Source organism: Pseudophaeobacter sp. A-200-2 (assembly GCF_041008815.1).
Taxonomy (GTDB): domain Bacteria; phylum Pseudomonadota; class Alphaproteobacteria; order Rhodobacterales; family Rhodobacteraceae; genus Phycobacter; species Phycobacter gallaeciensis_A.
The window spans coordinates 70,360-83,828 of sequence record NZ_JAXGFU010000001.1; the positions used below are offsets into that span (position 1 = coordinate 70,360).

Annotated in this window: 11 protein-coding genes; 7 read left to right on the forward strand and 4 right to left on the reverse strand. The window is 61.1% G+C overall.

Annotation, left to right across the window (positions count from 1 at the left end):
• Positions 1-60 precede the first annotated feature (60 nt).
• Complete coding sequence (gene cls / locus SM766_RS00320; RefSeq protein WP_368946545.1) at positions 61-1,482, reverse strand: cardiolipin synthase; 1,422 nt, start codon at positions 1,480-1,482, stop codon at positions 61-63.
• 188 nt (positions 1,483-1,670) lie between these two features.
• Here cls and SM766_RS00325 point away from each other — a divergent pair, with 188 nt between their 5' ends.
• Both SM766_RS00325 and SM766_RS00330 read left to right on the forward strand, forming a co-directional pair.
• On the forward strand, positions 1,671-2,567 hold the full coding sequence (locus tag SM766_RS00325; protein WP_368946546.1) for a YihY/virulence factor BrkB family protein: 897 nt from the start codon (positions 1,671-1,673) through the stop codon (positions 2,565-2,567).
• 153 nt (positions 2,568-2,720) lie between these two features.
• A complete protein-coding gene (locus SM766_RS00330) occupies positions 2,721-2,888 on the forward strand; it encodes a hypothetical protein (protein ID WP_274839152.1) in 168 nt (55 codons plus the stop codon).
• 29 nt (positions 2,889-2,917) lie between these two features.
• Here SM766_RS00330 and SM766_RS00335 read toward each other — a convergent pair whose 3' ends face one another.
• Both SM766_RS00335 and SM766_RS00340 read right to left on the reverse strand, forming a co-directional pair.
• A complete protein-coding gene (locus SM766_RS00335) occupies positions 2,918-3,649 on the reverse strand; it encodes an RlmE family RNA methyltransferase (RefSeq protein ID WP_274829278.1) in 732 nt (243 codons plus the stop codon).
• A 111-nt stretch (positions 3,650-3,760) separates the two neighbouring features.
• Positions 3,761-4,873, reverse strand: coding sequence for a Ppx/GppA phosphatase family protein (locus tag SM766_RS00340; RefSeq protein WP_274833666.1), 1,113 nt, complete (start codon positions 4,871-4,873; stop codon positions 3,761-3,763).
• 355 nt (positions 4,874-5,228) lie between these two features.
• On the opposite strand from SM766_RS00340, the gene SM766_RS00345 reads away from it, so the two are divergent.
• The 4 genes from SM766_RS00345 (at position 5,229) to SM766_RS00360 (ending at position 9,437) form a co-directional block, all read left to right on the forward strand.
• Positions 5,229-5,525: a virulence factor gene (locus SM766_RS00345; RefSeq protein ID WP_274829279.1), complete on the forward strand. Its 297-nt coding sequence runs from the start codon at positions 5,229-5,231 to the stop codon at positions 5,523-5,525.
• A gap of 26 nt (positions 5,526-5,551) precedes the next feature.
• Complete coding sequence (locus tag SM766_RS00350) at positions 5,552-6,484, forward strand: methylenetetrahydrofolate reductase (RefSeq protein ID WP_065273465.1); 933 nt, start codon at positions 5,552-5,554, stop codon at positions 6,482-6,484.
• Positions 6,485-6,487: 3 nt separating this feature from the next.
• On the forward strand, positions 6,488-7,549 hold the full coding sequence (locus SM766_RS00355; RefSeq protein WP_065270345.1) for a methyltetrahydrofolate cobalamin methyltransferase: 1,062 nt from the start codon (positions 6,488-6,490) through the stop codon (positions 7,547-7,549).
• Positions 7,550-7,829: 280 nt separating this feature from the next.
• Entirely contained in the window at positions 7,830-9,437 is a 1,608-nt protein-coding gene (locus SM766_RS00360; RefSeq protein WP_368946547.1) for a PAS domain-containing sensor histidine kinase, read from the forward strand.
• Between the two features lie 233 nt (positions 9,438-9,670).
• On the opposite strand, the gene SM766_RS00365 is transcribed toward SM766_RS00360, so the two are convergent.
• Positions 9,671-11,719: an ASKHA domain-containing protein gene (locus tag SM766_RS00365; RefSeq protein WP_368946548.1), complete on the reverse strand. Its 2,049-nt coding sequence runs from the start codon at positions 11,717-11,719 to the stop codon at positions 9,671-9,673.
• Between the two features lie 268 nt (positions 11,720-11,987).
• Between SM766_RS00365 and guaB the strand changes: the two genes are divergently transcribed.
• Positions 11,988-13,436, forward strand: a complete 1,449-nt coding sequence (gene guaB, locus SM766_RS00370; RefSeq protein WP_065270343.1) for an IMP dehydrogenase — start codon at positions 11,988-11,990, stop codon at positions 13,434-13,436.
• Positions 13,437-13,469 lie beyond the last annotated feature (33 nt).

Here is a 13,469-nt window from a genome sequence, read left to right on the forward strand (position 1 = left end):
CAGGGCGGCCCTGCTGGGATCGCGGCGTCAGTTCGTGACTTTGGAAACGGTGTCGGGCTCTCACAGCACCGGCGCCAGCAACCGGGCTACGGGGGCGAAAAGGCGGACGGACCAGTGTTGCGCCGCGAGTGGCCGATCCAAACTGCGCGCGCGGGTGAAATCATCCTCCAGCATTGCGGCGACAGATTCCGCCGCGCCAGTATCAAAGAACAGCGCCATGGTTTCGAAATTCAGCCGGAAAGAGCGGTTGTCCATATTGGTGGTACCGACGGCGGCGACGGTATCATCCACGACAAAGGTCTTTTGATGCATGAAGCCGCCGGAATACTGCAGGACCTGAACACCGACCTTTTGCAGGTCATCGAAATAGGCGAATGAGGCCAACCATGGCAGGTAGTGGTCGACAATGCCTGGCAACAGTATGCGCACATCCACGCCGCGCAGCGCTGCGTGTTTGAGGGCGGCCACCACATCAAGGTCGGGAACGAAATAGGGCGAAGCGATCCAGACCCGCCTGCGGGCGGCAGAGATGGCCGAAAAGAACATCATCGATCCGTTTTCGGTGGTGTCCCCGGGCCCTGTCGGCACGATCAGGGCGGATCGGTTTTCCGGCGAAGCCTCCGGCTCCCAGTTCAGCAGGTCCAGGATCGGCTCATCCGTCAGCCAGTGCCAGTCCTGCGCATAGGTCAGCTGCAGCTGTTGCACCACCGGACCAGTCAGTTCCACATGGGTGTCGCGCCAGTCGCCAAACGCCTTGGTGTGGCTGATATATTCATCGCCGACGTTCAGCCCGCCGGTAAAGCCGACACGGCCATCGGCCACCACGGTTTTGCGGTGGTTGCGAAAGTTCAGCATGAAGCGGTGCTTGGGGCCCCTTTGGGTGCCGCGATCCACCAGATTGACGCCAGCCTGTTGCAGCTCGGCAAGATAGGAGGTGGGCAGGCCGTGGCTGCCGATCCGGTCTGCCATGAACCAGACAGCAACGCCGCGCTGTCTGGCGGCGATGATGTGCCTCTTTAGGCGGCGTCCCAGATCATCGTCGCGCACGATGTAGAACTGGATCAAGAGGTAGTCGCGCGCCTCATCTATGGCGCGGAACATACTGGCGAACCCGGCTTTTCCATCAATCAGCAGGCGGAAGCCGTTGCCGGTGCAGACCTGCAGGCCAGAGACCGCTTCGAACGGCGCAGGGTCCACGGCCATCTTCGCAGGGCTATGTGCGCCACGCACCTCGGCCATTGGCTGCATGTCCTGCACGGCGCGATGGGCGTCCTGGCGGGCGGCGCGGTAGCGTTCGAACCGGTGATGGCCAAGGATCATATAGGCGGGCAGGGCGATCAGGGGCGAGGCCAGCAGGAACACGACCCAGCCGATGGCGCCCTGCGGCGTGCGGGCGGTGCGGGCCGCGTTCAGCGCACCCAGAACCGCAAGTCCCCACATCAGGAGGACGCCACCCGTGCTGATCGCGACCCAGAACGTCATCTGGCCTGTCCCATTATTCGGTTCCTTTCCAATGGAGTATGGCCGGGGCCTTCTCTGATTGCCAGTGGGCAGTCGCGGGGCGAGGACCGCAGGCTCTTGGGTGACCGGGAGGCCACAGGTCACACCAGAGGTGAAAACCAATCGTGTCAGGCTGGCGATTCTGCCGAGGCTGTGGAACGGTTTGCAGCATGAACCTGTTTGCTGTCCTTTCCCCTTGGCTGCGCGCATTGGCCCGCGCTGCCGCCGCATTCAACCGCAAGAACGGATGGGTGATGAGCAGTCATATCGCCATGTCGATGATGCTGGCGCTGTTCCCCTTTGTCCTGTTCACCGTCGCCCTTTCGGGGGCCGCCGCGAGCCTTTTGTCACAGGATGTCGCGATAGAGGATCTGGTGGACCTCGTCTTTGGCGGCTGGCCCGAGGAGGTTTCAAAGCCGATCCTGAACGAACTCTTTGCGGTTTTGGAGACCTCCAGCACGCAACTGGCGACGCTGGGCGGGGTTCTGGCGCTCTATTTCGCCTCTAACGGTGTCAACGCGGTGCGGGTGGCCATGGTCAATGCCTATGGCGACAACGATCCCCGGCCTTTCTGGAAGGCGCGTCTGATCTGCGCCGGGCTGGTGGTGCTGGGCGGCGCTGGCATCCTTGTGGCGGCTCTCTTCGAGGTCGTTTTGCCGCTTTATGTCCGCTATATCGCCGATCTGCTGCCCTATCAGCTGGTCGGGCCGGGATGGGAGCGGGGATTCAGTGGCGTGTTGTTGTTTCTGTTGCCACTGGTCGCGGTGCTGCTGTGCCATATACTGCTGCCCGGGCAGCGGCACCGGGTATCGCAGATCCTGCCGGGGGCGGTGTTGACGGTGGTGCTGTGGTGGGCCGCGGGGATCGGTTTTGCGATCTATGTCGGATCTTTCGCGCAGTATTCGGCCACCTATGCGGGGCTAGCGGGAGCCATGGCGGCGATGATCTTTCTTTATGTGAATGCCGCGATCCTGATTTTTGGCGCCGAGTTCAACGGTGCGTTGATGCGGCTGGACCAGCCCGGCGCCGAGGCAGCAGAGGCGTCCGGCGACAGCTACGTCGAATAGTATGCACCAGCGGTTCTTGGAAAATTCGGAGGAGGAAGCCTTATTGTTTCCGGTTTTGCAACAAAAAGGCAGGTTTGCCACAATTTGGCCATCGGCTGGGCGAAATGCGCGGGTAGGCAAGATTCAGCCGACGCAAGAATAAGGACCGCCGCGATGCTGAAACGCCTTCAAGATCTGTTCAAGAGCCCGATGCCCGACATGGCACCGACGCCGCGTGCCCAGATGATTTTCCGCCAGTGCGAAGACGAAGGCCCAGATGCGCGTTTGCTGCGTGAGCTGGCCACCCTGTCCCTGCAGACAACGCAGCAGCCGTTGCATTAAAAAGCGGCCTGATCTGCCCGCCGGGGCGCTTAACCCCGGAAGCCGGTGGCAATCACGAACTTTTCGGAACTGTCCGACCGCGATGCGGGCGGTTTCACATTGGCGACCTTGGTGAACTTCTGTTTCAAAAGTTTCTGCAGGTCGCCCTCGGCACCGCCGGCCAGAACCTTGGCCACGAAGGTGCCGCCCTGTTCCAGCACATCGAATGAGAAATAGGCAGCTGCCTCGCAAAGGGCCATGATCTTCAGGTGGTCGGTCTGCTTGTGGCCGGAACTGGCAGCGGCCATATCCGACATCACCACATCGGCCATGCCGCCCAGCCATTCCTTGACCTGATCGTCGGCGCCCTCATCCATGAAATCCAGTTGGTGGAACTCGGCCCCTGCCAGCGGCTCGACCTCCTGCAGGTCGACGCCGATGATGCGGCCGATGGATTTGCCTTGCTTTTCGCCCAGCGCATTGATGCGTTTGACCGCGACCTGCGCCCAGCCCCCCGGCGCGCAGCCAAGGTCAACGACCCGGGCCCCCGGCACGAGGAAGCGGAACTTGTCGTCCAGCTCCATGATCTTGTAGGCGGCCCGGCCACGGTAACCTTCGGCCTGGGCGCGGCGCACATAGGGGTCGTTCAGTTGACGCTGCAACCAGCGGGTCGAAGACAGCTTGCGCCCGCGAGCGGTCTTTACCTTGACCTTGAGGTCACGCTGGCCGCGGCCGGAAGTGTTCTTGCCGGTCGGGCTCTTGCCGGAAGGGGTCTTTGCCATCTCTTTGTACCATCTTTGCCGATGTCGGTCTTTGCCAGTATAGGCTCGCTTTCCGCGGTCCATGACAGATCGGACGCGAAAACTCAAATGCCGAGGGTTCGGTCTGCGTTATTAAAAGGGTCCGTCTTCCAGAACACCGTCCGCGCTCATCTGTGCATATAGCAACCCTTCGCGCAGGCCCCGGTCCGCGACCGACAACCGGTCGGTGGGCCAGCAGCGAAGGAGAGCCTGCAGGATCGCGGCACCAGACATGATCAGCGCCTGACGGTCCTCGCCGATGCGTGGGTCACTGCGGCGCCCCTGCGGGCCGAGATCCAGATAACCGCGGATCACCTTGTCGATCTGATCACTGGTCATGCGGAGCCCATCGACCTTGGTGCGGTCATAGCGCTTCAGCCCCAAATGGGAGGCGGCGACGGTGGTCACGGTACCCGAGGTGCCGACGATCTGGAAACCTTCGCGGGCCTGCTCATCCTTATAGGGGGCAAAATCGGCGAGGTGTTCTTCGAAGAACCAGCTCATCAAGGCAAAACGGGCGGCATCGTCATCGACGTCGTTGAACTGATCGCGCAGCGTCGCCACACCCAACGGCACGGAAATCCAATCCACCACCTTGGCAGCGGGGAAGGGGCTTTCGGCGGGGTGGAACCCGGCGTGCAGGCGCATGATGGCAGACGGCCGGTCGCGGCGTGGCACCGATGATATGTCGATCCAGACCAATTCGGTCGAACCGCCGCCGATATCCACTACCAGCAGCTGTTCCGTCTTGGTCGACACCAGCGGTGCGCAGGAGATGACCGCCAGACGTGCTTCTTCCTCGGGCTGGATGATTTCAAGCGTCAGACCGGTTTCCCGTTTGACCTGCCGGATGAAATCGCGCGCGTTCTTGGCACGGCGACAAGCCTCGGTGGTGACGAGCCGCATGCGGCGTACCTTGTTGCGCTTGAGTTTTTGCTGACAAATACGCAGCGCCTGAATGGTGCGCGACATCGACGAACGGGACAGACGCCCAGTCCGTTCAAGGCCGGTCCCCAGCTGGACCGACTTGGAAAAGCTGTCCACTACGTGAAAGCCACTGCCATTGGGCTGGGCGATCAGCATGCGACAACTGTTTGTGCCTAGATCCAATGCAGCATAAAGCGCATCCGGATCCGGACGGGCTGGTACAGGGGTTTCAACCGCCTTGGGAAACGCGCCCGCACCTTTGGAACGCCTGGGCGCCATGATTCACGCCCTCCGATTATCGTGTTGGTTTTAGGATATGTTCACAAAGACGTTTGTGCAAGGGCGGCGGCGCCCGGATCGACGCTTTCCTTGTACCGGTTAACGGCGCTGCTCCGGCCCTTGTTTCGGCGTTCAGCCTGTGTTGCCAGGGGCTTGTGCAGGGTCTTGGCGACAACCTCATAAGCTTGATGAGAATTATGAGGATGCCCCTCTGTGGCCATGCGGGCCCGGAGAATGTATTCAGAGCCAGAGCAAAAGGTCGCTCAAACCCCAAGTGTTGTCGAAAACCGGCACCCGCGTTTCAGGATCGCATTCTAGAAACGCAGCAGAACAGACGCAAAGCAAAGGACCCGACATGCCTGACGTCACCATCGTATACTGGCGCGATATCCCGGCTCAGGTCATCGTGGGCAAGGGCCGCCGCGGCGCCAAACGCCAGCTCGAAGAACGGTTCGAGCAGGCCATTGACCGCGCAGCGATGAAGGTGAACGCCAAGGATGCGGACGCCTATCTCGCGGAATGGCGCAAGGCGGCTCCCTTTGCGGCGGAGGGCGATCCGGCAGAGATCGCCGAAGCCGAAGCGGTACGTCTGGAAGGAGAGTTCGATCAGGAGCGTCTGAAAGCCCTGATCGCGAATGACGGATGGGCGTGAGCCTGACACCACTATGGGAGGCCGTGATGGCTTTGTTGAACTTCAAGAAACGCGAGGCCACCAGCCCGCAGCCCGTCAACCCGCAGGTCGAAGCCTTCCTTGACGGATATTCGATCGAGGTGATGCCGCGCACCGCTACCAAGGTCGAGGATTTCCGCGACCTGCTGCCCGCAGGCACCCGCGTCTATATCGCCCATATCGAAGGCACGCCCATCGAAGACATGGTCGAGACCGCCAAGCGCCTGAATGCCGAAGGCTTTCCCGTCATGCCGCACTTCCCGGCGCGGATCATCAAAGACGAGGCGACCCTGGCGGACTGGATCGCGCGCTATCAGGGCGAGGCTGACGTCAAGCAGGCGCTGCTTCTGGCCGGTGGTGTGGCGCAGCCGCACGGTGCCTTCGACAGCTCGATGCAGCTCCTGGAAACCGGACTGTTCGACAAGGCGGGTTTCTCCAACCTGCACGTCGCGGGCCACCCCGAAGGCAACAAGGACATCGATCCGGACGGTTCCTCGAAGAATGTGATGGAAGCGGTTCTTTGGAAACAGAAATTCTCGGAGCGCACCGATGCCAAGATGGCGCTGGCGACTCAGTTCGCCTTTGAGGCAAAGCCGATCATCGAATGGGCTGACGGTCTGAAAGAAGCCGGTGTCGACCTGCCGATCCACATCGGTATCGCCGGTCCGGCCAAGCTGCAGACGCTGATCAAATTCGCCATCGCATGTGGTGTGGGTCCGTCCCTGAAGGTGCTGCAGAAACGTGCCATGGACGTGTCCAAGCTGCTGCTGCCCTATGAGCCGACCGACGTCGTTGCCGAGCTTGCAGCCCACAAGGCCGCGAACCCGGATTTCAACATTACCAATGTACACTTCTTCCCGCTGGGCGGCATCAAGACCAACGCCACCTGGGCCATCAACAACGGCGGCGCCTCGGCGCAGCCAGTCAACTCCCAAGGATAAGACATGACCCGTACTGTCGTAGAATCAAAAACAAAAACCGCTGTCCTGGGCTTTGATGAGCCGTTCTGCGTGATCGGCGAACGGATCAACCCGACAGGCCGTAAGAAACTGGCAGCAGAGCTGGAAGCGGGCGATTTCTCCACCGTTGAGAAAGACGCACTGGCACAGGTGGCAGCCGGGGCCAATATCCTCGATATCAACGCGGGCGTAGTCTATAATTCCAACCCCAACCCGAACGAGACCGAGCCGCCGCTGATGACCAAGATCATCGAGTTGGTGCAGGGTCTGGTCGATGTGCCGCTGTGCATCGACAGCTCGGTCCCCGAGGCGCTTGAGGCCGGTCTGGCAGCCGCGCAGGGTCGCCCGCTTCTGAACTCGGTCACCGGTGAGGAAGAGCGCCTGGAGCTGGTTCTGCCGCTGGTCAAGAAATACAACGTGCCGGTGGTTGCGATCTCGAACGACGACACCGGGATCTCTGAAGATCCCGACGTGCGTTTCGCCGTGGCCAAGAAGATCGTCGAACGCGCTGCCGATTTCGGTATCCCCGCGCATGACATCGTGGTCGACCCGCTGGTAATGCCGATCGGCGCCATGGCGACCGCCGGGCATCAGGTCTTTACCCTGGTGCGTCGCCTGCGCGAAGAACTGGGTGTGAACACCACCTGTGGTGCTTCGAACATCTCCTTTGGTCTGCCGAACCGTCACGGCATCAACAACGCCTTCCTGCCGATGGCAATGGGCGCGGGCATGACCTCTGCGATCATGAACCCGGTGGCGCTGCCGGTGACGCAAAAGGCGATTGCCGAGAAGAAGGAACAGGTAACCGCCGCTGGTATCATCCTGCCCGAAGGCATGGACGATGAGACCTTTGTCACCCTGTTCGGTCTCGGCTCGACCAAGCCGCGCGCGGGCAAGGAGATGGAAGCGATCCGCGCTGCCAACCTCTTGACCAACAATGATCCGCACGGCGGTGCCTGGATTGCCGCCAACAAGGCGCCCGCAAAGGCTGGCGAAGAAGGCCGTGGCCGCGGTGGCCGCACCGGTGGCCGTCGCCGCCGCGCCTGAACTTGATAACAGTATCGTGAGGGGAGGCCGGGATTTGTCCCGGCCTTTTCTTGTGTGCGGTCTGGGGGCACCGTATTTTGACAAACGGAGCAGGGGCGACAGTGTCCTGTGCGTGTGCTTCCTGAGCCAAACGTTGCGGGTGCGGTCGGATTGCGCGCAAACCTTTGGCAAAAGGTTATCTTTAGACTTCGTTAGCGGTGATCCATTTACAGATTACAACAGAGGAATGGTTGCCCATGGTCATGTGGGTGACGTGTCTGAGCTGCAAGGGAAGCAACGGGTGAAACGACTTCAGGTGACCGATTTCTATTCCATGCTGGATGCGATTGGCATGGCGGTGATCGTTTTGGAGGTCGGCGACGATGGGATCCCCCGATATGTCGCGATGAATTCGCGCGCCCGGGCTATTTCGAAACTTCCGGCAGAGGGTTGGTTTGGCAAGACTGCGATGGAAGTATTTGGCGGTTCCACCGGCGAGCGGGCTCTTGCCAAGCATATCGAAGTGGCGCGCGCTGCCGAAGAGGTAACCTATGAGATCAATCTCCCTGCGGTCCACAAGGAACGATACATCCGCACGACTATGAGCCCGGTCTTCGACGAGACAGGCAAGCTGACGCACCTTGTCGGCTCGTCAGCAGATGTCACTTCGGAACGTGAACGCGACGCGGCTTTGGAGCTGGCCAAGATCGCAAAGCAGGAGGCGGAGGCGGCCAGCCAGGCCAAGGAAAGGTTCTTGGCTGAGATGAGCCATGAGATCCGGACGCCGATGAATGGCATCCTTGGCATCTGCGAGTTGCTGCAAGACACCAGTCTGGACGAAGAGCAGTCCCTGCTTGCCAATACGATACTGAGTTCTACCAATGCATTGCTGAAGATCGTCAACGAAGTTCTGGATTTCTCGCAGATTATCGCGGACAAGATTTCACTGCACTATGAGCCCTTTTCATTGCGCGATCTTGTTGATGAAATCGTTACGCTTTTCTCGGCCAAGACCTCGTTCAAGGGGCTTGAGTTTCGCTTGGATTACCCTGATGCCGTGCCATCCGTTTTCGTGGGGGATGCCAGCAAGACCCGTCAGATCCTTTTGAACGTGATCGGAAATGCGATCAAATTCACCGACGAAGGTCATGTCTCGCTGGCGGTTTCCTATGATCCGGCTTCCGCAAGGGGGCCATTGCAATTCGTGGTTTCGGATACCGGCTGCGGGATCGATGAAAGTAAGCTAGGTTCGATCTTTTCGGCCTACGAGCAAGCCGCCAGCTCGCCGCAGGCGCAGGCAGAGGGCACGGGGCTGGGCCTTGCAATCTCGCGGGCGCTGATCGAACGGATGGGGGGCGACATCACCGTCGACTCGGCGCCAGGACAGGGCGCGCGTTTCTCTCTTTGGTTGAACCTTGCGCCAGATACTGCTGATCCGCGGGGGGCAGAGACTGCGGGGAAGGCAGTCCCTAATCAGATCAACGGTGGTCTGGAACGGGATGTTGGGACCGACACCGGTATCGCATCGGACCGGCTGCATGGGATGAAAATCCTTGTAGCCGAGGACAACAAGACCAACCAGATGGTCGTGGACAAGATGCTCCAGAAACTGGGGGCGGAGGTCCGTCTTGCGGAAAACGGTGCTGCCGCCGTCGAAAACTATCTGGGCGCGGACTACGACCTGATCCTCATGGATCTTTCCATGCCGGTCATGGGCGGGCTTGAGGCGGCGCGCAGGATCAGGCAGCACGAGACAGAAACCGGCCGCGCCGAATGCCGGATCGTTGCGCTGACGGCGAATGCCCAGAAAAGCGACACAAGGGCCTGTTTCGAGGTTGGCATGAATGGATTCCTGACCAAGCCGTTTCGCAGGGCCGAACTTCTGGCCTGTCTCGCTTCACTCGACTGAGGTCTGGTCGGGGCCTGTGGTGTCGGTTGGGACACGTTCCGAATTTTGGTCAAAGCGATCGCGTTTTTGGGTCGGCCTCAACTTGGCTACCTGATGTGTTCCAAGCCGATCATCAACCGGGCCCCGGTTAGCGGTTTTGGGGCAAAGGGGCGCGACATAAAAAAACGTCCCGGTGACCATTACCGGGACGCCTGGCGTCAAGCCTCAGTGGGGCACAGTCTTGGCTGAGAGACTTAGCCGCGCCGACGCCTGCGTCTGCGCCCGCCGTCTGCCGCGCCATCGCCCCCGCCGGTGTTGAAGTTGACCTCTGGCAGGGTGACCACCGTTTCCAGGATCGGGAAGGGCTCGACCGAGTTCGGAATGGCCGAGGCATTGACGAAATGCTCCTGGAACCGGGGCTCGACTGCGGTTTCCACCTTTTCGATCTGGCGCACGGTTTCTTCGATTTCGCGGCGGGCCTCGGTGTTCAGAAGCGCAATGCGCGCACCGGTGCCTGCGGCGTTGCCGGCGCTGGTGACCTTTTCCAGCGGGCAATCGGGGATCATGCCCAGAACCATTGCGTGTTTGGCCGAGATATGGGCGCCAAAGGCGCCGGCCAGCACCACGCGGTCCACGGTGTCGACGCCGAATTTGTCCATCAGCAACCGCGCGCCAGAGTAGAGCGCCGCCTTGGCCATCTGGATCGCCCGGATGTCCGGGTTGGTGACAGTAATCGTCGGACCGCCATCGGCAGATCCATCCCAGAGCACATAGGCGTTGGTGCGCCCGTCCTGAATACAGCGGCTGGAGCCGGTCTGTTCTGCCGAACCGATGAGGCCCGAAGCATCGAGAACGCCAGCAAGGCGCATTTCGGCAATCGCTTCGATAATGCCTGAACCACAGATGCCGGTGATGCCGGTGGTGGCAATCGCCCCGGCAAACCCGTCCTCATCCGACCAGAGTTCCGATCCTATGACGCGGAACCGGGGTTCCTTGGTTTCGGGATTGATCTCGACACGCTCGATGGCGCCGGGGGCGGCGCGCTGACCGCTTGAGATCTGCGCGCCCTCGAAGGCTGGACCTGTGGGGGACGAGCAGGCGAGGACCTTTTCCGTGTTGCCCAGCAGGATCTCCGCATTGGTGCCCACATCGACCACCAGCACCAGATCCTTTGATTTATCCGGTGCTTCGGACAGGGCCACGGCGGCAGCATCGGCGCCCACGTGGCCGGCGATGCAGGGTAGCAGGTAGACACGCGCTGCGGGGTGGATGTTGAGATCCAGCTCGCTGGCCCGCAGGGACAAGGCGTTCGAGGTCGCCAGGGCAAAGGGCGCCTGACCCAGTTCGAACGGATCGATGCCAAGGAACAGGTGGTGCATCACCGGGTTGCAGACAAAGACCGCATCGACGATCAGCGTCTGATCAATCCCGGCCTCTGCCGAAATCTGGGTGAACAGCTGCGCCATGCCGTCGCGGACCGCGCGGGTCATCTCCTGATCGCCGCCCTTGTTCATCATTGCATAGCTGACCCGGCTCATCAGATCCTCACCAAAGCGGATCTGCGGGTTCATGATGCCGGAGGAGGCGACGACCTCGCCGGTTTTCAGATCGCACAGATGGGCCGCGATGGTGGTGGAGCCCAGGTCAACCGCCAGCCCATAAAGCGAGCCTTCGTAGAGGCCAGGCCAGATATGCATGATGCGCGGCGGTGTGTTGCTGTCGCCCAGATGCACCGCGACGGTGACCTTCCAGCCGCCCTTGCGCAGGACGGGCTGCATGGTTTGCAGGATTTGCAGATCGCACTGGACGTTCTCGATCTCCCACTGGACCCGCAGGGCCTCGGCCAGCCGCTCCAGATCGCCCGAGGGTTTATGCATGTCGGGCTCTTCGACCTCGACGTAGAACAGGCGGGTCGACGGGTTCATCACGATGTCGCGCGCCTCGGCCCGTTTGCGGACCACCTGCCGGTGGACCTGGCTTTCGGGAGGAACGTCAATCACCACGTCGCCTTCGATCAGGGCCTGGCAGCCAAGGCGACGGCCATCGATCAGGCCACGCTTGTCCTTGTAGCGCTGTTCAACCTTGTTCCATGGGCTCAGCGCGTCGTCCTGCACGGAGACGCCGAGTTTCGAGAATTCGCCATAGGAGGGGGTGATCTGACATTTCGAGCAGATGCCCCGGCCACCGCAGACGGAATCCAGATCGACCCCAAGCTGCCGCGCAGCTGTCAGAACCGGGGTTCCGGCGGGGAACCGGCCGCGTTTGCCGGAGGGGGTAAACACAACGAGAGGATCGTCAGCCATGCCTGTGCCTTTTCACTAGAATTCTGTGGCGGAGCATAAGTTCTTTTTGCCCAAGGGAAAGGCGGCCCGCGTCATTTTTGGGCCTGGTTCCGGCATTTTTCAAAAATGAGCATCTGAGATGCGTCTTGAGCCTGCCGTACGCCCCGTTTGCCTGACCCGGAGGCCCTTGCAACGGGATTTGATCTATTTCTTGTCGTGGCCTCTTTTCCCTCCCGGGCTTCTGTGCCATAGGGTCACCGCCAAACGGGGTTTTGCATGGGGATGACAAATGCAGATTCGTGAGGCTCTCACATTTGATGATGTTCTTCTGGTTCCGGGGGCATCCGAAGTGCTGCCCAGCACGGCGGACACACGCACCCGCGTGACACGCTCGATTTCGCTCAACATTCCGCTGCTCAGCTCGGCCATGGACACGGTGACCGAGGCCCGCATGGCGATTGCCATGGCGCAGGCCGGTGGCATGGGCGTCATTCACAAGAACCTCGATACCGAAGAGCAGGCCCGGCAGGTACGCCGGGTCAAGCGTTTCGAAAGCGGTATCGTCTATAATCCCATCACCCTGACGGCGGATCAGACCCTTGCCGATGCCAAGGCGCTGCAGGAACGCTATCGCGTGACCGGCTTTCCGGTGGTTGACAGCGATGGCCGTGTGGTCGGCATTGTGACCAATCGCGACATGCGCTTTGCGAGCGATGACAACACGCCGGTTTCGGTGATGATGACATCGGACAAACTGGCGATCCTGCAAGAGCCTGCCGACCGCGAAGAGGCGAAATCGCTGATGAAGGCGCGCCGGATCGAAAAGCTGCTGATCACCGACAAATCGGGCAAGCTGACCGGTCTTCTGACCCTGAAAGACACCGAGCAGGCGGTTCTGAACCCCACCGCTTGCAAGGACGATTTGGGCCGTCTGCGCGTCGCAGCGGCCAGCTCGGTTGGCGATTCTGGCTTTGAGCGCTCCGAGGCGCTGATCGATGCCGGTGTCGACATTGTTGTGGTTGATACCGCCCACGGCCATTCGGCAGGCGTGATCGAAGCTGTCAAACGGATCAAGGCGCTTTCGAACGAAGTGCAGGTGATTGCTGGTAACGTCGCCACCGCCGAAGCGACCCGCGCGCTGATTGATGCGGGCGCGGATGCCATCAAGGTCGGGATCGGCCCGGGCTCGATCTGCACGACCCGCATGGTGGCCGGTGTTGGCGTGCCGCAGCTGACCGCTGTGATGGATTGTGCCAGCGCGGCAGGCGACACTCCGGTGATCGCCGATGGCGGCATTAAGTTCTCCGGCGATTTTGCCAAGGCGATTGCCGCCGGCGCCTCCTGCGCCATGGTTGGCTCGATGATCGCCGGCACCGATGAAAGCCCGGGCGAGGTGATCCTGTATCAGGGCCGCTCGTTCAAGAGCTATCGCGGCATGGGTAGCCTTGGCGCCATGGCGCGCGGCTCGGCCGACCGGTATTTCCAGAAGGACGCGGCCAGCGACAAGCTGGTGCCCGAAGGGATCGAAGGTCAGGTGCCCTACAAAGGTTCCGCAGGCGCGGTCATTCACCAGTTGGTCGGCGGTCTTCGCGCGGCCATGGGCTATACCGGCTGTGCGACCGTCGAAGAGATGCGCCGTAACTGCAATTTCGTGAAGATCACTGGCGCCGGCCTCAAGGAAAGCCACGTGCACGACGTTCAGATCACACGCGAAAGCCCGAACTACCGGATCGGATGATCTTGATGCGCAGTACTGTGACAGCGTCAGCGA

What these genes read in the sequence shown, in the direction of transcription:
- cls (WP_368946545.1), bottom strand. Translation starts at nt 1,482, where the DNA reads ATGACGTTCTGGGTCGCGATCAGCACGGGTGGCGTCCTCCTGATGTGG.
- SM766_RS00325 (WP_368946546.1), top strand. Translation starts at nt 1,671, where the DNA reads ATGAACCTGTTTGCTGTCCTTTCCCCTTGGCTGCGCGCATTGGCCCGC.
- SM766_RS00330 (WP_274839152.1), top strand. Translation starts at nt 2,721, where the DNA reads ATGCTGAAACGCCTTCAAGATCTGTTCAAGAGCCCGATGCCCGACATG.
- SM766_RS00335 (WP_274829278.1), bottom strand. Translation starts at nt 3,649, where the DNA reads ATGGCAAAGACCCCTTCCGGCAAGAGCCCGACCGGCAAGAACACTTCC.
- SM766_RS00340 (WP_274833666.1), bottom strand. Translation starts at nt 4,873, where the DNA reads ATGGCGCCCAGGCGTTCCAAAGGTGCGGGCGCGTTTCCCAAGGCGGTT.
- SM766_RS00345 (WP_274829279.1), top strand. Translation starts at nt 5,229, where the DNA reads ATGCCTGACGTCACCATCGTATACTGGCGCGATATCCCGGCTCAGGTC.
- SM766_RS00350 (WP_065273465.1), top strand. Translation starts at nt 5,552, where the DNA reads ATGGCTTTGTTGAACTTCAAGAAACGCGAGGCCACCAGCCCGCAGCCC.
- SM766_RS00355 (WP_065270345.1), top strand. Translation starts at nt 6,488, where the DNA reads ATGACCCGTACTGTCGTAGAATCAAAAACAAAAACCGCTGTCCTGGGC.
- SM766_RS00365 (WP_368946548.1), bottom strand. Translation starts at nt 11,719, where the DNA reads ATGGCTGACGATCCTCTCGTTGTGTTTACCCCCTCCGGCAAACGCGGC.
- guaB (WP_065270343.1), top strand. Translation starts at nt 11,988, where the DNA reads ATGCAGATTCGTGAGGCTCTCACATTTGATGATGTTCTTCTGGTTCCG.